At 66.9% G+C, this 21,080-nt stretch carries 17 protein-coding genes and 1 CRISPR repeat array; of the genes, 11 read left to right on the forward strand and 6 right to left on the reverse strand.

Going from position 1 to position 21,080, the window contains the following annotated elements; genetic code table 11:
* Window positions 1-49 precede the first annotated feature (49 nt).
* The 7 genes from C556_RS0112645 to wecC are packed head-to-tail and all read left to right on the forward strand — an operon-like array spanning window position 50 to window position 8,708.
* A complete protein-coding gene (locus C556_RS0112645) occupies window positions 50-1,279 on the forward strand; it encodes a polysaccharide pyruvyl transferase family protein (protein WP_018748623.1) in 1,230 nt (409 codons plus the stop codon).
* The gene (locus tag C556_RS20290; RefSeq protein ID WP_018748624.1) at window positions 1,276-2,307 is read left to right on the forward strand and encodes a glycosyltransferase family 2 protein; all 1,032 of its coding nucleotides are present in this window, start codon (window positions 1,276-1,278) and stop codon (window positions 2,305-2,307) included. Before C556_RS0112645 ends, C556_RS20290 begins: the two co-directional genes overlap by 4 nt.
* Window positions 2,304-3,368, forward strand: a complete 1,065-nt coding sequence (locus C556_RS20295; RefSeq protein WP_018748625.1) for a glycosyltransferase family 4 protein — start codon at window positions 2,304-2,306, stop codon at window positions 3,366-3,368. Before C556_RS20290 ends, C556_RS20295 begins: the two co-directional genes overlap by 4 nt.
* Window positions 3,352-5,547, forward strand: a complete 2,196-nt coding sequence (locus C556_RS0112660) for a heparinase II/III family protein (RefSeq protein ID WP_018748626.1) — start codon at window positions 3,352-3,354, stop codon at window positions 5,545-5,547. Before C556_RS20295 ends, C556_RS0112660 begins: the two co-directional genes overlap by 17 nt.
* Before the next feature lie 31 nt (window positions 5,548-5,578).
* Window positions 5,579-6,337 carry a WecB/TagA/CpsF family glycosyltransferase gene (locus tag C556_RS0112665; RefSeq protein WP_026263059.1) on the forward strand — a complete coding sequence of 253 codons (759 nt, stop codon included), beginning with the start codon at window positions 5,579-5,581 and terminating at the stop codon, window positions 6,335-6,337.
* The gene (gene wecB / locus C556_RS0112670; protein ID WP_018748628.1) at window positions 6,334-7,458 is read left to right on the forward strand and encodes a non-hydrolyzing UDP-N-acetylglucosamine 2-epimerase; all 1,125 of its coding nucleotides are present in this window, start codon (window positions 6,334-6,336) and stop codon (window positions 7,456-7,458) included. Before C556_RS0112665 ends, wecB begins: the two co-directional genes overlap by 4 nt.
* 2 nt (window positions 7,459-7,460) lie before the next feature.
* Window positions 7,461-8,708 carry a UDP-N-acetyl-D-mannosamine dehydrogenase gene (gene wecC, locus C556_RS0112675; RefSeq protein ID WP_157236154.1) on the forward strand — a complete coding sequence of 416 codons (1,248 nt, stop codon included), beginning with the start codon at window positions 7,461-7,463 and terminating at the stop codon, window positions 8,706-8,708.
* 409 nt (window positions 8,709-9,117) lie between these two features.
* On the opposite strand, the gene C556_RS21725 is transcribed toward wecC, so the two are convergent.
* A complete protein-coding gene (locus C556_RS21725) occupies window positions 9,118-9,645 on the reverse strand; it encodes an FxDxF family PEP-CTERM protein (protein WP_018748630.1) in 528 nt (175 codons plus the stop codon).
* 535 nt (window positions 9,646-10,180) lie between these two features.
* Between C556_RS21725 and earP the strand changes: the two genes are divergently transcribed.
* Window positions 10,181-11,326 carry an elongation factor P maturation arginine rhamnosyltransferase EarP gene (gene earP / locus C556_RS0112685; protein ID WP_018748631.1) on the forward strand — a complete coding sequence of 382 codons (1,146 nt, stop codon included), beginning with the start codon at window positions 10,181-10,183 and terminating at the stop codon, window positions 11,324-11,326.
* Between the two features lie 85 nt (window positions 11,327-11,411).
* Window positions 11,412-11,978 carry an elongation factor P gene (efp, locus tag C556_RS0112690; RefSeq protein WP_018748632.1) on the forward strand — a complete coding sequence of 189 codons (567 nt, stop codon included), beginning with the start codon at window positions 11,412-11,414 and terminating at the stop codon, window positions 11,976-11,978.
* A 260-nt stretch (window positions 11,979-12,238) separates the two neighbouring features.
* Here the strand turns inward: efp and C556_RS22315 are convergent, their stop codons facing one another.
* The 4 genes from C556_RS22315 to C556_RS0112710 form a co-directional block, all read right to left on the reverse strand.
* Window positions 12,239-12,394 carry a DUF1328 domain-containing protein gene (locus C556_RS22315; RefSeq protein ID WP_018748633.1) on the reverse strand — a complete coding sequence of 52 codons (156 nt, stop codon included), beginning with the start codon at window positions 12,392-12,394 and terminating at the stop codon, window positions 12,239-12,241.
* Window positions 12,395-12,621: 227 nt separating this feature from the next.
* On the reverse strand, window positions 12,622-13,101 hold the full coding sequence (locus tag C556_RS0112700) for an SRPBCC family protein (protein ID WP_018748634.1): 480 nt from the start codon (window positions 13,099-13,101) through the stop codon (window positions 12,622-12,624).
* A 111-nt stretch (window positions 13,102-13,212) separates the two neighbouring features.
* A complete protein-coding gene (locus C556_RS0112705) occupies window positions 13,213-14,832 on the reverse strand; it encodes a DEAD/DEAH box helicase (protein ID WP_040431148.1) in 1,620 nt (539 codons plus the stop codon).
* A 434-nt stretch (window positions 14,833-15,266) separates the two neighbouring features.
* Window positions 15,267-16,007 carry a helix-turn-helix domain-containing protein gene (locus tag C556_RS0112710; protein ID WP_018748636.1) on the reverse strand — a complete coding sequence of 247 codons (741 nt, stop codon included), beginning with the start codon at window positions 16,005-16,007 and terminating at the stop codon, window positions 15,267-15,269.
* A gap of 130 nt (window positions 16,008-16,137) precedes the next feature.
* Here C556_RS0112710 and C556_RS0112715 point away from each other — a divergent pair, with 130 nt between their 5' ends.
* Window positions 16,138-16,932 (forward strand): hypothetical protein, encoded by a 795-nt coding sequence (locus tag C556_RS0112715; protein ID WP_018748637.1) that lies wholly within the window; start codon window positions 16,138-16,140, stop codon window positions 16,930-16,932.
* A 340-nt stretch (window positions 16,933-17,272) separates the two neighbouring features.
* Here the strand turns inward: C556_RS0112715 and C556_RS0112720 are convergent, their stop codons facing one another.
* Window positions 17,273-18,778 carry a M48 family metalloprotease gene (locus C556_RS0112720; RefSeq protein WP_018748638.1) on the reverse strand — a complete coding sequence of 502 codons (1,506 nt, stop codon included), beginning with the start codon at window positions 18,776-18,778 and terminating at the stop codon, window positions 17,273-17,275.
* A gap of 157 nt (window positions 18,779-18,935) precedes the next feature.
* Here C556_RS0112720 and C556_RS0112725 point away from each other — a divergent pair, with 157 nt between their 5' ends.
* Window positions 18,936-19,352: a DUF4124 domain-containing protein gene (locus C556_RS0112725; protein WP_018748639.1), complete on the forward strand. Its 417-nt coding sequence runs from the start codon at window positions 18,936-18,938 to the stop codon at window positions 19,350-19,352.
* A gap of 111 nt (window positions 19,353-19,463) precedes the next feature.
* Window positions 19,464-21,080: direct repeats of the CRISPR family, unit length 29 nt; unit sequence GTGTTCCCCGCGAGAGCGGGGATGAACCG.

Raw genomic sequence — 21,080 nt, forward strand, 5'->3', positions numbered from 1 at the left:
CAAGGTTTGAATTTGCCTTTCAACCCATCCCCACTGAGAGAACATTGAAGTGAAGCATTTCTATCTGACCGGTCAGGACAATTTCGGCAACCGCGGCTGCGAAGCGTTGACGCGTTCCAATGCCTACCTGCTGCGCCAGGTGTTTCCCGGCTGCGAAGTGATGGTGCCGTCGTTCGACATGGCCCGCGACAGCCGGCAATGGCCCAGCGCCGCGGACGATGGCGTGCGTTTCGTGCCTGCGATTCCGCTCAAGTCGGCGCATCGCTGGTGGGGGCGCCTGAGCCGCCGCGCGCCGGTGTTCAAATCGGTGCAGTGGCCGATGACCGGCTACGACGCCACCCACCGCCGCGACCTGGATCGCGCCGACGCGCTGATCTCCATCGGCGGTGACAACTACTCGCTCGACTACGGGCTGGTGTCGCTGTTCCACTTCGTCAACATCGCCGAGTACACGCTGCGCCAGGGAAAGCCCGCCACGCTGTGGGGCGCGTCGGTGGGGCCGTTCGACAAGGAACCGCGCGTGGTGCCGCAGGTGATGGCCCACCTGGACCGGCTGTCGATGGTGTCGGTGCGCGAAACCGTGAGCTACGACTACCTGCGCCGCCACGGCCTGTCGCGCAACCTGCACCAGGTGGCCGATTCCGCGTTCTGGATGCTGCCCGAGCCGATCGACCTCGGCCCGTTCTGGTCGCGCAGCGAGCGGCCGGTGCTGGGGTTGAACATCAGCTCGCTGATCCATCGCTATCGCCCGGTCGGCGAAGCCCGCGCGGTGTTGCAGGAGGAAGCCGCCGCCTTCGTGCGCCAGGCGGTGGACGATGGCTACCACGTGATGCTGATCCCGCACGTGGCCTCGCTGGACGGCAACCCCGAGCACAGCGACGAAGCCTATCTCAAGCAGCTGTACGACCGCCTGGGCCAGCACCAGGCCCACGTCGGGCTGGTGCCGTCCGGCCTCAACGCGCCGCAACTCAAATACGTGATCTCGCAGTGCCGCTTCTTCATCGGCGCGCGCACCCACGCCACCATCGCCGCGCTGTCCACCCGCGTGCCGACGTGCTCCATCGCCTACAGCGTCAAGGCCAAGGGCATCAACGCCGACCTGTTCGGCCACACCGAGTACGTGCTGGAAACCCCGCTGGTCAGCACCGCCACGCTCAGCGCCATGCTGCGCCGCCTGGAGCAGGACGAGACCACGATCAAGGCCCGGCTGGAGGAACGCGTGCCGGTGCTCAAACAACAGGCGCTCGACGGCGTCCGTCGCCTGGCGACCCTGCTATGACCCAGCCCGCTCCGCTGCTGTCGGTGCTGATCAAGGCGCTCAACGAGGAGACGCACATCGCCGCGTGCATCGAGGCGTTGCTGCGCGAAACCAGCGGCATCGCGTGCGAGATCATCCTGGCCGACAGCCTGTCCGCCGACCGCACTGTCGAGATCGCGCGCCGCTACCCGGTGCAGATCGTGCAGCTGCGGCGTATCGAGGATCGCGGCGCCGGCGCGGCGGCGCAACTGGCCTACCAGTTCGCGCGCGGCAAGTACGTGTACCTGATCGACGGCGACATGGTGGTGCAGCCCGGCTTCGTCGGCGCGGCGCTGGCCGAGCTGGAGCGCCGGCCGGAACTGGCGGGCGTCGGCGGCCTGCTGATCGATACCTGCGTGCGCAACATGTTCGACCGCGGCCGGGTGAAGAAGAAGCCGTCGGCCACGCCGGGCGTGGTGCCGTGGCTGAACGGCGGCGGCGTCTACCGCAAGGCGGCGGTCGACCAGGCCGGCTACCTGGCGCACCGCTTCCTGCCGGCCTACGAAGAGGCCGAACTGGGCATGCGCCTGCGCGCCAAGGGCTGGCAAATGGTGCGGCTGCCGCTGCCGGCGGTGCAGCACACCGGCCACGCGCTGAGCACCGGCGCCATGCTGCTGCGCCACTGGCGCAACGGCTACGCCCGCTCGGAAGGCATGCTGCTCAAGTCCGGCCTGCGCCACGGCTACGCCAAGGGCGCGCTGGGCATCAGCAAGCAGCCGCTGCTGCTGGGCGGCCTGGCGCTGCTGGCGCTGGCCGGGCTGGCATGGTGGCCGCTGGCGGTCGCCGCCGGCGCGGCCTGGCTGGGGGTGTTCCTGGCACTGCTGGCCAAGAAGCGCAACCTGCTCGACACCGCGTTCTCGTACTTCCACTGGCATTACCGGCTGGCGGCGCTGGTGCGCGGCCTGCTGTACCCGCTGGATTCGCCGTACAAGCGCATCGACGCGGTATGCCTGGAACCCGGCGCGCGCGCCGACGTCGGGCACGAGCGCGTGGCGGAGGTGGCCCGATGAGCGCGCGGCGACAGGTGGTGATGGTCGGCCCCTCGCCGCTGGCGCACGGCGGCATGGCGTTCTGGGCCAAGTCGGCGGGCGAATCGGGCCTGCTGGCCGCGCTGCGCATCCGTTACCTGTCCAGCCACGTCGAGGCCAACCGCCTGCGCAAGTTCGTGGTTGCGCTGGGCGTGTGGCTGCAACTGCTGGGCCTGCTGCTGCGCGGCAAGGTGGCGCTGCTGCACGTGCACGTCGCCACCCGCGCCAGCCTGTGGCGCAAGCTGGGCTTCGTCTGGCTGGCGCGCGCCTTCGGCCGGCCCTACGTGGTGCACCTGCACGGCGGCATGTTCCCGATCTACTACCAGCGCAACCAGCACAAGCTGATCGGCCGCCTGCTGGTCGACCTGCTGCGCCGCGCCGCCACCGTGGTGGTGCTCAGCCCGGAATGGCGGGCCTGGGTGGACCGGCTGGCGCCCGGCGCGCCGGTGGTGGTGATCCCCAACGCCGTCAGCTGCCCCGAGCAGGTGGCGAGCCAGGCCGATCCGCTGTCGCTGCTCTACCTGGGGCGCATCGAAGCCGCCAAGGGCATCGAGGAACTGCTGGATGCGCTGCGCCGGCTGCGCCAGCAGGGCGCGTCGCCGCGGCTGACCGTGGCCGGCAGCGGCCAGATGCCGTGGTTTTGGGAAAAGGTGGCGCAATACGACGTCGCCGACGCGGTGAACTTCGTCGGCTGGGTGACCGGCGCCGAGAAGGAAGCCTTGCTGCGCGACTGCGGCGTGTTCGTCCTGCCGTCGCACCAGGAGGCGCTGCCGTTCGGCGTGCTGGAGGCGATGGCCTACGGCCGGGTGATCGTCGCCACCCGCGTCGGCGGCATCCCGTTCGCGCTGGGCGACGGCGCGGCCGGCGTCCTGATCGAGCCGCAGAACGCCGACGCGCTGTTCCAGGCGTTGCAACGCCTGGCGCAGCACCCCGAGGAGGGCGCGCGCCTGGCGCACGAGGCGCGCGAGCGCGCCCGCACCCTGTTCTCGTTCCCCGCGGTGCAGCACCAGCTCAAGGAGCTTTACGATGTGGTCGAAGGCTAAGCCGAGCCCCTTCGTCGCGCTGGCGCTGGTCGTACTGGCCATGCAGGCGGTGCCCGGCCGCGCCGACGAGGCGGAGGCGGCGCCCGCTGCCAACATCGCCCAGCAGGCGGTGCCGCCGGCCGGGCTCGATCTCTACCAGAACCCGCCGTACATCGCGTGGCCGGCGGCCGGTAACGGGCGCTACCGCCTGACCCTGAGCGACGGCGCCGGCAAGGTGCTGCGCAGCGTCGACCTCCAGGAAAACAACTACATCGCGCCCCAGCCGCTGGCTGCGGGCGAATACTGCTGGCGCGTCGCGCCGCAGGGCGGGGCGGCGGGCGCGCCCACATGCTTCCGCATCGCCGCCGACAGCCCTAGGCTGGAAGACTTCGGCCAGCCGGCGCTGTGGCGCAGCGGCCTGCGCCGGCCGTTCCTGTTCGACGGCGGCAAGGCCCGGGCCGGCAACGGGCAGGGCTGGGCGATCAAGGAAGTGGAGGCGGCCTACCGCCGGCTGGATCGGGTGTCCGCCACGCGGATGAAGCGGGCCGCCACCCTGGAAAGCGGCGCCGCGTCGCTCGACGCCTACCAGGAGGTCGAGCGCTGGTCCAACCGCCTGCTGTACGGCGCCATGCTGCGCTACCACACCGGGCAGGCCGACTACCTGGCCGACGTGCGCGAGGTGCTGGCCGAACTGGGCGACGACGACGACTTCACGCCGTCGTACCGGCAGAGCCCGCGCGCGGCGCGGCAGCGGCTGTGGACGCTGGCGTACGTGTACGACGTGCTGGGCGAGCAACTGCCGGCCGCCGAGCGCGAGCGCCTGCGCCGTCGCATCGAGGCCGGCATCGGCGATACCCAGCGCAGCATCGGCATGGCCACCTACCGGCTGCGTCCGACCAACGCCATCCACTTCGACGGCATCGGCACCATGCTGGCCGCCGCCGCGCTGATCGCGCCCGATTCGCAGGTGGCGCGCGACGCGCTGACCGCGCACCTGCGCTGGTTCGTCTACGCCGGCCATCCCTACGGCGCGCAGGACGGCGGCTACTTCGGCAGCGGCGCCTACGAGCAATGGAGTCTGATGACGGCGCTGCCGGCATGGGACGCGATCCGCGCGGCGACCCGTTTCGATCCCTACCAGCACATCTGGCTGCGCAATGTGCCGCGCTTCTTCGCCTATGCCTTGCCGCCCGGCTCGCCGGAAAGCCTGTTCGGCGATGGCCACGAAACCCCGGTCAACCCGGTGTACGCGCTGGCCGCGATGGATCGAGTGCGCTCGCCGTTCTCCGCCTGGTACGCGGCGCAGCACAAGCCCACCGAGCGCAAGGCCGCGGTGGTGCTGGCCAGCGCGGTGGGCCTGGCCGCCGAGACGCGCAGCGATTTTCCCGCCAAGGCCAACGCCGCGCTGTTCCCCGACAGCGGCATCGTCGCCATGCAGCAGCAGGCCGGCGGGCGCGAGGTGTCGATCTACCTCAAGGCCGATCCGCGCGGCAGCAGCGTCAACCACAGCCACGCCGACCAGGGCGCGTTCCTGATCCACGCCAACGGCAAGATCCTGGCCGGCAGCAGCGGCGCCTACGACTGGTACGGCTCGCCGCACTGGAAGAACTGGTACCGCAATACCGTGGCGCACAACGCGATCACCTTCGACGGCGGCCAGGGCCAGCCGCTGGGGCGGGCCGCGCCGGGCGTGCGCTTCTTCGATTTCGAAACCGGCGCCAACGACACGGTGGCGGCCGACCTGACCGGCGCCTACGCCGGCGCGCTCAAGCGCCACGTGCGGGCCTGGGCCTATCTGCGGCCCAACCTGCTGCTGGTGCGCGACCAGCTGGCGTCGGCGACGCCGCGCCGCTGGGAATGGAACCTGCACAGCACCACCGGCTGGCGCGAAGGGCGCGACGGCTACCAGCAGATGGGCGAGGGCGCGCGCTCGCTGTGCGTGCGCCAGTTGAGCGGCCCGCCCAGCGATTTCGTACAGGACGACGACCAGAAGTGGCCGCTGGAACGCGGCAAGCGCGACGCGGTGCCGTGGCACGCGCGCTTCGTGGCGCGCGCGCCGAGCGCCGCCGCCGACTACCTGTTCGTGCTGGACATCGGCTGTCGGACCTTGCCCGCGGCCACGCTGGAAAAGGGCGCGCTGACGATCGACCGCTATCGCCTCGAAGCGGGGCCGGATGGCTTGCTGAAGATTTCGGGTTGAAACACCCCAAGACAAAAACGGAGACCATGACATGAGCAGGCTGAACATATTGGGTTGCGATGTAGACAATCTTTCCATGCAGGAAACGCTGGGCCGCATCGGCGAATTCGTCGCCTCGGGCCGGCCGCACCAGCACGTGGTGATCAACGCCGACAAGGTGGTCAAGGCGCACCGCGATCCCGCGCTCAAGCAGATCATCAACGACTGCGCGCTGATCAACGCCGACGGCATGCCGGTGGTGTGGGCATCCAAGCTGCTGGGCAAGCCGCTGAAGGAGCGCGTCACCGGGGTGGACCTGTTCGAGAACCTGATGCGCCATTCGGCCGAGCAGGGCTGGCGCGTGTTCCTGCTGGGCGCGCGCGAGGAAGTGGTGAGCGCCGTGGCGGAGAAATTCCAGGCGCAATATCCGGCGCTGCAACTGGCCGGCTACCGCAACGGCTACTGGAAGGCCGACGAAGAGGCCGAGGTGGTGCGGCAGGTGGCCGAGGCCCGGCCGGACATCCTGTTCGTCGCCATCACCTCGCCCAAGAAGGAACAGTTCCTCGGTCGTTACCAGGAACAGATGAAAGTACCGTTCGCCATGGGCGTCGGCGGCACCTTCGACGTGATGGTGGGCAAGACCCGCCGCGCCCCGGTGTGGATGCAGAAGACCGGCTTCGAGTGGTTCTACCGCTTCCTGCAGGAGCCGCGCCGCATGTTCAAGCGCTATTTCATCGACGACATGTACTTCTTCGTGATGCTGGCCAAGGCCATGGCGAAGCGCCCGTTCGTGCGGGAGCAGCGCGCATGAAGAAGGTGATGGTGGTCTTCGGCACCCGTCCCGAAGCGATCAAGATGGCGCCGGTGGTGGCCGCGTTGCAGGCCGATCCGCGTTTCGAGGCCAAGGTGTGCGTCACCGCGCAGCACCGGCAGATGCTGGATCAGGTGCTGGAGCTGTTCGCGCTCAAGCCCGACTTCGACCTGGACCTGATGCAGCCGGGCCAGGATCTCACCGACATCACCGCCCGCGCGCTGACCGGGCTGCGCGGCGTGTTCGCCGAGTGGCGGCCCGATATCGTGCTGGTGCACGGCGACACCACCACCACCATGGCGGCCAGCCTGGCGGCGTTCTACCAGCGCATCCCCGTCGGCCACGTCGAGGCCGGACTGCGCACCGGCGACATCTATTCGCCGTGGCCCGAGGAGATGAACCGCAAGATCGCCGGCGCGGTGGCCGCGCTGCATTTCGCGCCCACCGACACCGCGCGCGACAACCTGCTGCGCGAAGGCGTGCGCCCGGAAACGGTCCAGGTCACCGGCAACACCGTGATCGATGCGCTGCTGGAAGTGGACCGCCGGCTGAAGCAGGACGCCGCGCTGGCCGACCACATGGCCACGCGCTTCGCCTTCCTGGCGCAGGACCGGCGGCTGGTACTGGTGACCGGCCACCGCCGCGAGAACTTCGGCGGCGGCTTCGAGAACATCTGCGCCGCGCTGGCCGAGCTGTCCGAGCGCCGCGACATCGAGATCGTCTACCCGGTGCACCTCAACCCCAACGTGCAGGAACCCGTGCGCCGGCTGCTGGCCGGTCGGCACAACGTGCACCTGATCGAACCGCAGGACTACCTGCCCTTCGTCTATCTGATGGGCCGGGCCGACCTGATCCTGACCGATAGCGGTGGCGTGCAGGAGGAAGCGCCGTCGCTGGGCAAGCCGGTGCTGGTGATGCGCAACACCACCGAACGCCCCGAAGCCGTGGCCGCCGGCACGGTGAAGCTGGTCGGCACCGACCGCGCGCTGATCGTCGACGAAGCCCGCCGCCTGCTGGACGACGCGGCCGCCTACCAGACGATGAGCCGCGCCCATAACCCCTACGGCGACGGCCAGGCCGCGCGCCGCATCAACGACATCCTCGAAAACTGGAGCGCATGACCATGTACAAATTCAATACCGTCGCCATGATCGGCCTGGGCTACATCGGCCTGCCCACCGCCACGGTGCTGGCCAGCCGCGGCGTCAAGGTGATCGGCGTCGACGTGAACCAGCACGCGGTGGACACCATCAACCGCGGCCAGGTGCATATCGTCGAGCCCGACCTGGACGGCCTGGTGCACCACGTGGTGAAGGAGGGCAACCTGGTCGCCCGCACCACGCCGCAGGAGGCCGACGCCTTCATCATCGCCGTGCCGACGCCGTTCATGGACGGCCACAAGCCCGACCTGTCGTACATCGAGGCCGCCGCCCGCGCCATCGCGCCGGTGCTGCGCCAGGGCAACCTGATCATCCTGGAATCGACCTCGCCGGTGGGCGCCACCGAGCAACTGGCCGGCTGGCTGGCCGAGTACCGCACCGATCTTTCGTTCCCGCAGCAGGCCGGCGACGCCGCCGACATCCAGCTGGCCTATTGCCCCGAGCGCGTGCTGCCCGGCCACGTGCTGCGCGAGCTGGTCGAGAACGACCGCATCGTCGGCGGCATGACGACCAAGGCCGCCGAAATGGCCGCCGATCTCTACCAGATCTTCGTGCGCGGCGAATGCCTGCTCACCGACAGCCGCACCGCCGAGATGGCCAAGCTCACCGAGAACTCGTTCCGCGACGTGAACATCGCCTTCGCCAACGAGCTTTCGCTGATCAGCGACAAGCTGGGCATCAACGTGTGGGAGCTGATCGAGCTGGCCAACCGCCATCCGCGCGTCAACATCCTCAAGCCCGGCCCCGGCGTCGGCGGCCATTGCATCGCGGTCGACCCGTGGTTCATCGTCGATTCCGCGCCCAAGGAGGCGCGCATCATCCGCACCGCGCGCGAGGTGAACGACAACAAGCCGCACCACGTGATCGAGCAGGTGGCGCGCGCCGCCGACCGTTTCAAGAACCCGGTGATCGCGTGCCTGGGCCTGTCGTTCAAGGCCGATATCGACGACCTGCGCGAAAGCCCGGCGATGGACATCGTCGCCGACCTGGCCGAGCGCGACCTGGGCCGCATGCTGGTGGTGGAGCCGCACATCGACAAGCTGCCGAACAAGCTGGAAGGCAAGGTGGAATTCAGCAACGCCGAAGAAGCCATCGAGCAGGCCGACATCGTGCTGCTGCTGGTCGATCACAAGCAGTTCAAGCGTGTGCGCCGCGAAAAGCTGCAAACCCGCGTGGTGATCGATACCCGCGGCTTCTTCTGGTCGCGCTGAGGGGGCTGAGCTGTGGGGTAGCAAAACCCCACGCCTTGCACCACAGAGGACACGAAGAACACAGAGGAAAAACGGAGCAAGACAAAAGCTTCAGGGTTGCTCTGTGGAACTCCGTGTTCTCACTGTCCTCTGTGGTTCAAGATCTGGGGTTTGCTTTACCGGCTATTGTCGATAAATGGCAGGCGAGTCCGCGATTGCGCCCATTCAGGGTTGCGGCATGGGGGGATTGTTAAATCGAATTGACAGTTTTGATATTCGATTTTGCGCAGATTGTTGCCGCTCCAGGATGGCGGGACGGGTATTGGCTCGATGAATTGAATCGGCGGGATGAAATCGCGCGCGATATGAAAAAAGCCCCGGGTTTCCCCGGGGCTTTTTCTACTGCAAGGGGGCGTACACTGCGAAAGATTTATTGCGCCTTGTGCTTCTTGCGGCGCGCGGCGATCAGGCCCACGAGACCCAGGCCCATCAGGGCATAGGTTTCGGGTTCCGGCACCGGAGCCACGGCCGAAGCCAGTGCGTACTGACCACCCAGGCTGCCGGCGACGAAGCCGGAAACCTTGTAGTAGTAGTCGCCGCTGGCCAGGTTGGCGAAGTTGCGGGTCAGGTTGCCGGTGGTGCCGTCGAAGGCCTGGGTGCCCAGCAGCGTATCGACGTTGGCGTCGTTGTAGACGCCCTGGAACAGCTCCAGCTGGGCGTTGGTCAGGCTCAGGAACGTGCCCAGGTTGCTGACCACGGTGCTTTGCCACAGGTGCGAGGATTGGCCCAGCGAGAAGGTGACGTAGTCTTCGAACCACTGGCCGGATTCGGCCGGGCCGTGCTTGACCAAAGCGCCTTCCAGCGGATCGTGCGCACCCCAGTCGATGACCTGGGCCTGGGCACCGGCAGCCACCAGCGCAAGGCCGGCGATGAGCGACTTCATCTTGCTAAGTTGCATGTTGACACTCCTTTCGATTGAATTGCATCAATTTGCCGGTTTCCCATTCTGATGACGGGGTTGACCAGCCTTCACATATTATTGGAGGCAATTCAAAAAGGGAGAATCAATTGGCGTAAGACAGATGGACGGCAAATAAGTGAAAGTATTTCTGTAAGTAATTGCGGGATTCAATTTTGTTTGTAATCGTAATTGCCAGACTACTTGAATGAAAATGGACGTTGTGTTCACAAACGAGCAATCCATCTGCTGAATAAGCGACATATTTCGATTCCACTTCCGGCAGTAAAATCGCAATATTCGGGCGCACGAATCGTGCAATGCGACGCACCGATGTGGACAGGCGGGGCTTGGAGCGGCTAACAAAACCCAGCGAAGCGGTCCTGGTAAGAAGCGCGAACGCAGACAGTACGCGTAGTACGGCAAGTTCAGCTCGGCGCCCCCGCGCGACGCAGCCAGGAGGGTTTTGTTAGCCGCTCGTGGCCGGCGCGGGTAAGCTGGCGCGCTCACATCCCGTTGGTCTTGGAGGAACGGTTTGGAAAACAAAGGCTTGGGCGAGCTGCGCTGGGACGTATTCTGTCAGGTGATCGACAACTACGGCGACATCGGCGTGTGCTGGCGGCTGGCACGCCAATTGGCGGCGCTCGGCCAGTCGGTACGCCTGTGGGTGGACGATCTCGCCAGCTTCGCGCCGCTGGCACCGGCGCTCGACCCGCAACGGCCGCGCCAGCGTCTGGCCGGCGTGGATGTCGTGCACTGGCCGCAGGCCGAGGCGGCGGGCGTCGAACCCGGCGACGTGGTGATCGAAGCCTTCGCCTGTACGCTGCCGGCGTCGTGGCCGGCGCGGATGGCCGCGCGGGCGCGCAAGCCGGTGTGGATCAACCTGGAGTACCTGTCGGCCGAAGCCTGGGTCGCCGATTGCCACGGCCTGGCGTCGCCGCAGCCGGGCGGGCTGGGCAAGTATTTCTTCTTTCCCGGCTTCAACGCGCGCACCGGCGGTCTGCCGCGCGAAGCGGCGCTGAGCACGCGCCGCGCCGCATGGGACGACGTTGCCGCCCGGCACTGGCTGGCGACGCGCCTGGGCGTGAACGCGGCGCCCGACGCCTTGCGCGTGTCGTTGTTCGCCTATGCCGACCCGCCGTTGGCGCCGTTGCTCGATGCCTGGATCGCCGGCGAACGGCCGGTGTTGCTGCTGGTGCCGCAGGGCAAGGTGGTGCGGGCGCTGGCCGCGGCGCTCGGCGTGACTTCGCAGCAACTGGCGCAGGGCGTGACGCGCGGGGCGCTGACGGCGCACAGCGTGCCCTTCGTGGCGCAGGACGAATACGACCTGCTGCTGTGGAGCTGCCATTTCAACTTCGTGCGCGGCGAGGACAGCTTCGTGCGCGCGCAATGGGCGGCGCGGCCGCTGGCGTGGCACATCTACCCGCAGCAGGACGACGCGCACCTGGACAAACTGGAGGCGTTCCTGGCGGTTTATCTGACCGGCCTGCCGGCCGAGGCCGTCCAGACGGTGCGCGATTTCTGGCTGGCGTGGAACCGGGGCGGGGCGCCCGATTGGGCCGCGCTGGCGGATTGGCTGCCGCTGCTGGCGGCGCATGCCGAGGGCTGGGCCGCCCATCTGGATGGCCAAAGGGACCTCGCCGCCAATCTGGTCAGTTTTGCGCGGGCCAAGCTAGAATAGCGAGTTTTTCTATTTCTCAATCGAAGGTTCATCGGTGGTGGCCCAGCCGGCTGCGCATCGACCGAACTTGGCAACAGGAAGTGTCATGAAAACTGCTCAGGAACTCCGCGCGGGCAACGTGATCCTGGTCGATGGCCAGCCGCTCGTGGTCCAAAAGACCGAATACAACAAGTCCGGCCGCAACGCTGCGGTCGTGAAGATGAAGATGAAGAACCTGCTGTCCGACGCCCCGTCGGAAGCGGTGTACAAGGCCGACGACAAGTTCGACGTGGTGGTGCTGGAAAAGCGCGAATGCACCTACTCGTACTTCTCCGACCCGATGTACGTGTTCATGGACTCCGAGTACAACCAGTACGAAGTGGAAGCCGAGAACGTGGGCGACACCGTGGCCTTCATCGTCGACGGCATGGAAGAAGTCTGCGAAGTGACCTTCTACGAAGGCAAGGCGATCTCGGTCGAACTGCCGACCACCATCGTGCGCGAAGTGGAATACACCGAGCCCGCGGTGCGCGGCGATACCTCCGGCAAGGTGATGAAGCCCGCCAAGCTGAAGGGCACCGAGACCCAGATCCAGGTCGCTGCCTTCGTCGAAATCGGCGATCGCATCGAAATCGACACCCGCACCGGCGAATTCAAGAAGCGCGCCGCCTGATCGGGATCGATGCCAAAACAAAACGGCCGCAACTGCGGCCGTTTTGTTTTGCTGCGCCGGGGCGCGCTGGGTGGTATTCGACGGAACCCCAAATCTTGAACCACAGAGAACACAGAGGGCACAGAGGATCACGGAGAAAGGCAAAAGCAGGGGACGCTTCAAGCCCGACGCTCGGTTGCCTTGGTTTTCTCTGTGAAACTCCGTGTTCTCTGTGTTCTCAGTGGTTCAAGACGTGGGGTTTAAGCCTACGAGGTTCCGGCCTATGTGTTCCGGCGGATCAGCGATACCACGAACAGCACCAGGAACACCACGAACAGCACCTTGGCGATCCAGGCGGCGGTCCCGGCGATGCCGCCGAAACCCAGCACCCCGGCGATCAGGGCGACGATCAGAAAAACGATGGCGTAGTGCAGCATGGCAAGCTCCTCGGCGATGTTGTGCTGTCACTCTAGGGGCGCTAACTGATTGTTCCGTAGGGAATATTGCCGGTTTTCCGGCTCGGCGGCGGCGGTTGCGTCACGCGGTTTTCCGGCCAGCGGCAGCCCGCCCGATGCGCTGTAGGCGGATGCCGAAACGGTTGTAGGGCGAATCGTCCTTCGCCCCTACGGCGGCGCGCAAGCGAGCGGAGGCGCCGGTGGCACGCTCAGTCGAAAAAGCCGCGCTGCGCCAGTTCGCGGATGCGCCGCACGGTGTCGATGTCGCTCTGGCGGTAGGCTTCCTTCACGTAATCGACGTAGTAGCTGTCGTCGGTGTCGGTGCCGCTGGGCGTGTCGGGCAGGGGCGTTTCGTAGACCACGCGCAGGAACAGCGCGCCGGGGCCGGGCTGTTCGATGGTCATGGTCAGCGAGCCGCCGCCGTGGGTGTCGCCGGGCTGGGTGTCGTAGTGCACCTGCTGGCCGGGGGTGAAGGTGATGTGGTCGATCACGCTGAGGTTGCCCATGCGCATCTCGCGTTCGAGGTAGTTGTCCTCGCGGTGCAGCAGCGCCACGTGATCCACCTGCTCCATGAAATCCTGCGGCGCCTGGGCGCGATGCACCAGGCCGCGCCACAACTGCTCGGCGCTGAGCACCACCGTCATCGGGTTGCTGTCGTCGTTGATTTGCAGCAGGTGTTCGAAGTGCATGGGGTTTGTCCCGGGTGGAAGCGAAAAGGGCGGCAGCGCCGCCCTTTCGGGGCGGATCGTCCTCCCCGTGGGGCAGGCCGATCCGTTCAGATTAAGCGACCGCGCGGGCGCTCAGTGATGGCGGCCGGTCGAGCGGCGCGGCGGCATGCCGAACAACGACGACACCGGCGTGTTCTCGTTGCTGGCCGGCTGGCGCTCGTCCCACATCGAGGTGTCCTTGCCGCGATGCTCGACGTTGCCGTTGCGCGTGCCGCGGTTGCCGCCCTGGCCTTGACCTTGGCTCTGTTGTTGCTGCTGGCCACGGCCCTTGCCCTGCTGGCCGCGCGGCTGCTGCTGGCCCTGACCTTGCCCCTGGCCCTGCTTGCGGCCTTGCTGCTGGTTGCCGCGCTGACCCTGGTTCTGTTGCCCCTGGCCGCCACCCTGGCCTTGACCCTGGCGCTGCTTGCGCGACTGCTGCTGGCGTTGCCCATCCTGCGCGCGCGCTTCGCCCTGGCCCTGTGCCTGTTGCTGGCCCTGGCCGCGACCGCCGCCCTGGCGCGGGTTGCGCTGTTGCTGGCGCTGGCCGCTGCGCAGCTGGATCGGCTCGGGCTTGGCATGCGGATCGGGCTCGAAGCCTTCGATCACCTGCTTGGGCAGATCGCGCTTGATCAGCTTCTCGATGTCGGTCAGCAGCTTGAGTTCGTCCACGCACACCAGCGAGATCGCCTCGCCCTCGGCGCCGGCGCGGCCGGTGCGGCCGATGCGGTGCACATAATCCTCGGGAACGTTGGGCAGCTCGTAGTTCACCACGTGCGGCAGTTCGTCGATGTCGATGCCGCGCGCCGCGATATCGGTGGCGACCAGCACCTGCAGGGTGCCGGCCTTGAATTCGGACAGTGCCCGGGTGCGGGCGCCCTGGCTCTTGTTGCCATGGATCGCCAGCGCCGGGACGTCTTCCTTGCACAATTGCTCGGCCAGGCGGTTGGCGCCGTGCTTGGTGCGGGTGAACACCAGCACCTGGAACCAGTTGTGCTGCTTGATCAGGTGGGTGAGCAGCTGGCGCTTCTTGTCGCGATCCACCGGGTGGACCTTCTGCGCGATGCTGTCGGCGGTGGCGTTGCGGCGTGCCACTTCGATCAGCGCCGGCTTGTCCAGCAGCTTGTCGGCCAGCGCCTTGATGTCGTCGGAGAAGGTGGCCGAGAACAGCAGGTTCTGGCGCTTTTCCGGCAGCAGCGCCAGCACTTTCTTGATGTCGTGGATGAAGCCCATGTCGAGCATGCGGTCGGCTTCGTCCAGGACCAGGATCTCGACGCCGGACAGGTCGACGGTGCCTTGCGAGGCGTGATCGAGCAGGCGGCCGGGCGTGGCGACCAGGATGTCGGGCTTTTTCTTCAGCTTGTCGATCTGCGGGTTGATCGCCACGCCGCCGAAGATCACCAGCGACTTCAGCTTCACGTGCTTGCCGTAGTTGCGCACCGATTCCTCCACCTGGGCCGCGAGTTCGCGGGTGGGGGTGAGGATCAGCGCGCGGATGCGCGGCGCGCCTTCACGCGGGGTTTCGGTCAGCCGTTGCAGGATCGGCAGGGTGAAGCCGGCGGTCTTGCCGGTGCCGGTCTGGGCGCCGGCCATCAGGTCGCCGCCGGAAAGGATGGCGGGAATGGCCTGGGTCTGGATCGGAGTGGGTTCGGTATAACCGAGTTCGGTGACGGCGCGTACGAGCGCCTCGTTCAAACCGAGGGAAGCAAAGGACATAAAGATTCCGTGTAGACCGCCGCGATCCCCCACGGGGGCACCAGTCGAGCAGCGGTTCGACAAAACAAAGGACGGACTGGAAACGAGTACTGGAGCGGCGATCTGAGCGCCTGTCCACGCGTTTTTCGTGGCAGCGCCCGGCCCGAAACAGGTCAGGCGCAGGGCGTGCGACGCAGGTAAAACCCATTATTTCCAAGGAGCATCACGCAGTGCATGGGCTTTTTCCGATCCGGCCCTGTGGGTGCGGGGCATGATCGGGGTGCTGCTGCGTGACAAGCCGCTCGGGGTGTTCACACCACCGCGCGCTTCGCGCCTTGCGCACCGGTGTCACCTGGAACACTGCCGCGGACAAGGCTGGGGCAGGTTCCTGGCCGGGCAGGGCCGGGATATGGCATCGGATCGCGCAAAGTTCTCGCATTATACGTAATCGTTTTTCACGCGCCAGTGGGCGTCCGCCGGTATTTTGCAAATGCGGAAGGCTCCCATTCTCGCAGCGCCACCAGCAGCCCGTGGCCGCGCCGCTGGCCCAGCGCCTGCGGCAGGCTGGCCTGGTGCTGGGCGGCGAATTCGCGGCGCAGTTCGGCCAGTTGCCCCACCAGCCGTTCGCGCGCCGCCGGGGTCAGCATGCCGTGGCTGAAGAAGAAGCACGCCTCGTCGGCGAAGCCGTCCGCCAGGAAATCGTCTTCCGCGTGCTCGCGGAAATAGCGCCGGATCGGCCCGTCGGGCAGCCAGTCGAAATCGCGCGCCACCGCCAGGCGGATGCGGTTGCCCGGCAGCAGCGCGATCAGGCCCAGCCGGTCCAGCCGCGTCAGCCGCAGCACCAGCTGCGGTTCATCCAGCCGGTAGTGCGCCAGGATGTCGGTCGCCTGCCAGTGGTTGAGTACGCACACGGCCACCAGCAACAGCAATTCGTCCGCCACCAGCTCCGCCTCCTGCGCCGCGCTCAGGCGCGATACCTCGTGCCCGGCCTGCGCGGCCAACGCCAGTTCGGCCACGGTGAGATCGGCCAGACGGCAGATTTCCGCCAGCCGTTCCACGGTCAGACGGCCATTGGCGAACAGGCGCTTCACGCTGGCCTCCGACAGCCCCAGTTGCGGCGCCAGGGCCCGGTAGGTCAGCCCGCGTTGGCGCAGGTGGCGCTTGAGCGCGACCAGCAGTTCGTCCACTTCCCGCATGCGTCATTCCTTGTTAAGTATCGAAAAACGATACCAGAGTATGCGATGAACGGCACTTTTCGCGTGGCGATGGCGGAAACAGGGCCTGAAACGCAACCTTGCGGCGTTTTCATCGCAAAGGAAGCACTTCATGCAAACCCTGGTCATCGGTCGTACCCCGGCGCGGCGTCGCTGGTCGTGGATCACCTTGCTGGCGTGGGCCAGCGTATTGGCGCTGGGGCTGTACGGCCCCATCCGCCAATGGCCCGACTATCACCATTTCGTCGGCGACGTGGCGCTGTGGGGCACGCCGGCCGCGCTGAACGTCTGGTCCAACCTGCCGTTCCTGCTGGTGGGCTGGTGGGGCCTGCGCCAGGTGCGACGCCTGCCGCGTCATGCCGACGACAGCGCCTGGGTCGGCTGGCGCCTGTTTTTCGCCGGCGTGGCGCTGACGGCGCTGGGATCGGCCTACTACCACTGGGCGCCGGACGACGCGCGGCTGGTGTGGGATCGCCTGCCGATCGCGCTGGCGGCCGGTGGTCTGTTGGCCGCGGGCTGGGCCGAGGCGGGCGCACGCCGTTGGGGGCGGGAGGCCGCGGCCCTGGCGGCGTTGCTCGCCGTGGTCAGCGTGGCGTGGTGGCACTTCACTGGCCTGGGAAGCGAGCAGGGCGGCGATCTGCGTCCGTACCTGTGGTTGCAACTGGCGCCGCTGCTGCTGGTGCCGTGCTGGCAGCACCGCGCCGACGCACCGTGGTCGGAACGGCTGGCGATGTTGCAGGCGGGCCTGTGCTACGGCCTGGCCAAGGTGGCCGAGCTGGGCGACGCCGTGGTGTACGACCTGAGCGGCGGCTGGCTCAGCGGCCACCACCTCAAGCACCTGCTGGCCGCCGCGGCCTGCGCCCTGCTGGCATGGATGCTGCGCCAGCGTGCGGCACGGCAGGGCTGATCTCGGACGACGCCCGGTACCCCGCTGGATTCGAGCGGTTGATCCGCAGCAGCCGGATCAGCCGCCCCACATGCAAGTCCAGCAAGCGAAGTCCAGTTCAAGTCAATCCGATGTGCAGCGGTGTCGCACGCAACAGGCGAGGCAGCACGCCATCGGTGATCCACCCCCGCTTGCCACAGCATCGAGCGCAGCGAGGCTCCCTCGCGGCGGCGAGGGCGGGGGGAGTGGGATCAATCAAGGATTGCCGCTACGAGGCGCTCCACGAACCCTGAGCGCCCGGCTTTGCCGGGGGCAAGCTGATGCATACCCCGCAGCAAAAAAGGCCATTACCCCCAGGCAATCAAGCGTGCGCCCACCCGTGATAAGTGGAAAGCCGTGCCCACATGTCCTCCACATCGTGCTGGCGCGCGCGCTTGCCCAGGTAGCGCTGGCAACGCGCCATGCCCTCGTCGACCAGTTGCTGGTCCAGCTTCATCGCCTGCTCCATGCAGCCCAGACCGCGCTCGTCGCCGGCATCCAGCAGCATCGCCGCCAGCAGGTAGCGCGCCTGCGCGTGGTCGGGCTGCTGCGCCAGCACGCGCTCGATCAACGGTCGCGCCTCGGCGGCGCCCAGGCGGGAATGGGTCAGCTGCGCCAGCCGCCACAGCTGGTTCAGGTCCAGCGCGTCCGGGCTGTACATGCGCAATGTTTCCAGCTCGGCTTCTTCCTGGCGCGCGGTGCGATAGCGGGTTTTCCACGCCTGGTTGTTCAACGCCAGCCATTCGCGATCGAACTCGCCCACCAGCTTGCCGAGCGTGACACCCAGCCACTTCTCGCCCGCGCTCTGGCGTGGCCAGCCCACCGGCGACGCGCCCAGCCCGAGGCGGTCCAGTTGCTGCTTCAGGCTGGGGTGCGGATCGTCGTAGCTCGGGCGCTCGGCCAGCGCCTCCTTCAGCCAGCGGCTGGAGCGCCACAGCCGCTCGCCCTGGCGGAAGCCCTCGGCCATGCCGGCATACGGCGCGAGGCCCGGCTCGGCCCGGCTGTCGGCCTGACGCCAGTAGGCGGTCCAATAGTGGTGTTCGAAGAAGCGGCCGAACAGCGCCATCTTGAGCGCCGCGTGCGCCGCGGCCTGGCTGCCGATCACCTCCGCCGACCATTGGGTGGCCGCCATTTCCTGCTCGCGCGCCAGCGCCAGGGTGTAGGTCTGGAAGCGCGGGATGTACCACAGGTAGAAGCGCGCCACGAATTCGCTCAGCGCTCCGTGCTCGTCCTGCAGGCGGGCATAGCGTGCCGCCCAGCGCCGGCGCAGCGCGCACAGCCAGTCTGCCAGACGGCCCTGGTCGCTGCGCAGCCGGTTGTATTCCTGCGCCAGCAGTGCCGCCAGCTCGGACGACGACAGCGCCAGCAGCAGCGGCAGCCCCAGCACCAGGTGGCGGCGCGGCCGGCGCAGCGCCAGCGTGCCTTGCTGCTCCACCAGCATCACCGCGAAACGCTGGTCGATCACCACCGAATCGGGCAGCGCCGCACCGGACTTGCGCGCCAGCTTGTCCAGCAGGCGGAACAGATCCGGCGCCTCCGCGCGTTGCAGCGGCCGCCCCGGGGGCGCATCGTCGCCGCGGGTCAGGCAGCTGGCCACCAGGTAGACGCTGGTCACGGCGAAGGCGATGCCGCTGACCGTCAGCAGCACGCGGTCGGTATGCACACCGATGAAGAAGATCAGCAGCCCCAGCAGCACCAGCCCCAGCACCGCCAGGTAGCCGAGTACCGCCATCGCCGTCACGCGCATACGATAGAGCGTGGGGCGGGCGTGGGCATCGTTTTCCAGCGCAGCGACGCGCTGCGGGTCGAGGATGGGCTGTTCGTTCATCTCGCAACTCGGTTCCGCAATCGACAGGCGCACGTTGTAAGGCAATGCCAATCGGCTCGACAACATGCGGCGACCGGCTGTCGGTTATGACGCCTGCACGGCAGTCCGAGCCCCTTCTTCGCGCCCATACCGAAGCCAGGACCAAGGGAGAAAAGCCATGCGACATGCCATGCTCTGCTGCGGCCTCGCCGGCCTGTTGCTGGCGGGCCAGGCCGGGGCCGAAGTCTACAAATGCCTGAAGGACGGCCAGGTGATCTACGCCGACCGCCCTTGCGACGGCAAGCGGCTGGACTACACCGGTGGTGCCGTCTCCAGCGCCGACGCCTTCCCCGTCCCCGATCCCACCCAGGCGCCGCCGCCTACCCCCGAGCCCATCGCCAGCAACGAACCCGCCGACCCCGGCGAGCCGGCCCGCATCGACCCCGACCAGCGCGCCACCGACCTGTGCAGCGTGGACAACCCCAACCGCGACACGGTGTTCTGCTCCCCCGACAACCTGCGTCGCCTCTACGACTGGCGCGCCCGCCCCCGGCCACCACAGCCGGCAGGCGGGGGGATCCGGTTGCGGAAGTGAGTGGGTGTGGAGGCTGGACGAAGACTACGACAGAGGCGCGGCTGCGCCCGTAAGGTTGGTGGTTTTCAGCAGATGGTTTTTTGACTGGGGAATCAATGTGTTGTAAATGGTGTGTTCCCCGCGAGAGCGGGGATGAACCGCCCCCAGGCAGATTGAGCTGGAGTTTATCGATGTGTTCCCCGCGAGAGCGGGGATGAACCGTGTACGTCTGATGCAAAAAACACTTATCCATCGTGTTCCCCGCGAGAGCGGGGATGAACCGAATTACCGGGAGTATGCGACGAATTCGCGGTAAGTGTTCCCCGCGAGAGCGGGGATGAACCGTTTTGCGGGATGGCCACCATCACGATGCCGGAGTGTTCCCCGCGAGAGCGGGGATGAACCGCGATCAAGGTGTGAGCTATCGGCAATATTTAAGTGTTCCCCGCGAGAGCGGGGATGAACCGAATCGCGAATATCTCGGGCGGTATCGCTGAGAGTGTTCCCCGCGAGAGCGGGGATGAACCGAAGGACGGCGGGCCAACGCCTACCCCTGGCGGGTGTTCCCCGCGAGAGCGGGGATGAACCGTAGCCACTGGAGACGTCCGCCACGACCAGCCAGTGTTCCCCGCGAGAGCGGGGATGAACCGACACGAGGGATGCCGGCAATTGGCAAATAAATGTGTTCCCCGCGAGAGCGGGGATGAACCGGCAACTGGATCGATGCGAAACGATGGGCCACAGTGTTCCCCGCGAGAGCGGGGATGAACCTTCATGGCGCACGCCGATCCGGCGATTGCCCAGGTGTTCCCCGCGAGAGCGGGGATGAACCGCGACGCCAGTTTAGGCACTTCGGGCAGGGGGGGTGTTCCCCGCGAGAGCGGGGATGAACCGGTGGTCTTGCCGGCTCCGGATGCGCCTAGGGAGTGTTCCCCGCGAGAGCGGGGATGAACCGGCCGTTGTTGCGGTCTTTTCTGCATTACAAAAGTGTTCCCCGCGAGAGCGGGGATGAACCGTATCATCCCGTGCACAGAACGACGCACTTACACGTGTTCCCCGCGAGAGCGGGGATGAACCGTTCAAGATCAAGAACAAGAAGCTCAAAAGCAAGTGTTCCCCGCGAGAGCGGGGATGAACCGATTGACGCTCCAGTCATAACGCTTAATTGAGCGTGTTCCCCGCGAGAGCGGGGATGAACCGATAGAAAATACATTATTGAATTGCTGAGTGTTGTGTTCCCCGCGAGAGCGGGGATGAACCTTCGGCGAATGCGCCCATGATTTGCAGGATCATGTGTTCCCCGCGAGAGCGGGGATGAACCGCCATCCTGGGAGAGATCGAGGCGGCGAGATCCGTGTTCCCCGCGAGAGCGGGGATGAACCGACCTCGGTGAGAGACCTAAATCCGGCGTTGCGGTGTTCCCCGCGAGAGCGGGGATGAACCGTGGCAACGCAAACTTGCCGAGAACCACTCCAAGTGTTCCCCGCGAGAGCGGGGATGAACCGCCCGTATTCCTCTCAAGATTTTGGTTTTGCCGGTGTTCCCCGCGAGAGCGGGGATGAACCGTCCAGCAGCGGCCGTTCGTCTCGGCCTGCGTCGTGTTCCCCGCGAGAGCGGGGATGAACCGAAAACAACGTGTTCGGCGAGCGCTGCCCACGTGTGTTCCCCGCGAGAGCGGGGATGAACCGGACACATCATGCGTGTTACCTGCATTGGCATCGTGTTCCCCGCGAGAGCGGGGATGAACCG

The sequence above is a fragment of the Chitiniphilus shinanonensis DSM 23277 genome, from assembly GCF_000374805.1.
Classification (GTDB): domain Bacteria; phylum Pseudomonadota; class Gammaproteobacteria; order Burkholderiales; family Chitinibacteraceae; genus Chitiniphilus; species Chitiniphilus shinanonensis.

What these genes read in the sequence shown, in the direction of transcription:
- C556_RS20290 (WP_018748624.1), top strand. Translation starts at nt 1,276, where the DNA reads ATGACCCAGCCCGCTCCGCTGCTGTCGGTGCTGATCAAGGCGCTCAAC.
- C556_RS20295 (WP_018748625.1), top strand. Translation starts at nt 2,304, where the DNA reads ATGAGCGCGCGGCGACAGGTGGTGATGGTCGGCCCCTCGCCGCTGGCG.
- C556_RS0112660 (WP_018748626.1), top strand. Translation starts at nt 3,352, where the DNA reads ATGTGGTCGAAGGCTAAGCCGAGCCCCTTCGTCGCGCTGGCGCTGGTC.
- C556_RS0112665 (WP_026263059.1), top strand. Translation starts at nt 5,579, where the DNA reads ATGAGCAGGCTGAACATATTGGGTTGCGATGTAGACAATCTTTCCATG.
- wecB (WP_018748628.1), top strand. Translation starts at nt 6,334, where the DNA reads ATGAAGAAGGTGATGGTGGTCTTCGGCACCCGTCCCGAAGCGATCAAG.
- wecC (WP_157236154.1), top strand. Translation starts at nt 7,461, where the DNA reads ATGTACAAATTCAATACCGTCGCCATGATCGGCCTGGGCTACATCGGC.
- C556_RS21725 (WP_018748630.1), bottom strand. Translation starts at nt 9,645, where the DNA reads ATGCAACTTAGCAAGATGAAGTCGCTCATCGCCGGCCTTGCGCTGGTG.
- efp (WP_018748632.1), top strand. Translation starts at nt 11,412, where the DNA reads ATGAAAACTGCTCAGGAACTCCGCGCGGGCAACGTGATCCTGGTCGAT.
- C556_RS22315 (WP_018748633.1), bottom strand. Translation starts at nt 12,394, where the DNA reads ATGCTGCACTACGCCATCGTTTTTCTGATCGTCGCCCTGATCGCCGGG.
- C556_RS0112700 (WP_018748634.1), bottom strand. Translation starts at nt 13,101, where the DNA reads ATGCACTTCGAACACCTGCTGCAAATCAACGACGACAGCAACCCGATG.
- C556_RS0112705 (WP_040431148.1), bottom strand. Translation starts at nt 14,832, where the DNA reads ATGTCCTTTGCTTCCCTCGGTTTGAACGAGGCGCTCGTACGCGCCGTC.
- C556_RS0112710 (WP_018748636.1), bottom strand. Translation starts at nt 16,007, where the DNA reads ATGCGGGAAGTGGACGAACTGCTGGTCGCGCTCAAGCGCCACCTGCGC.
- C556_RS0112715 (WP_018748637.1), top strand. Translation starts at nt 16,138, where the DNA reads ATGCAAACCCTGGTCATCGGTCGTACCCCGGCGCGGCGTCGCTGGTCG.
- C556_RS0112720 (WP_018748638.1), bottom strand. Translation starts at nt 18,778, where the DNA reads ATGAACGAACAGCCCATCCTCGACCCGCAGCGCGTCGCTGCGCTGGAA.
- C556_RS0112725 (WP_018748639.1), top strand. Translation starts at nt 18,936, where the DNA reads ATGCGACATGCCATGCTCTGCTGCGGCCTCGCCGGCCTGTTGCTGGCG.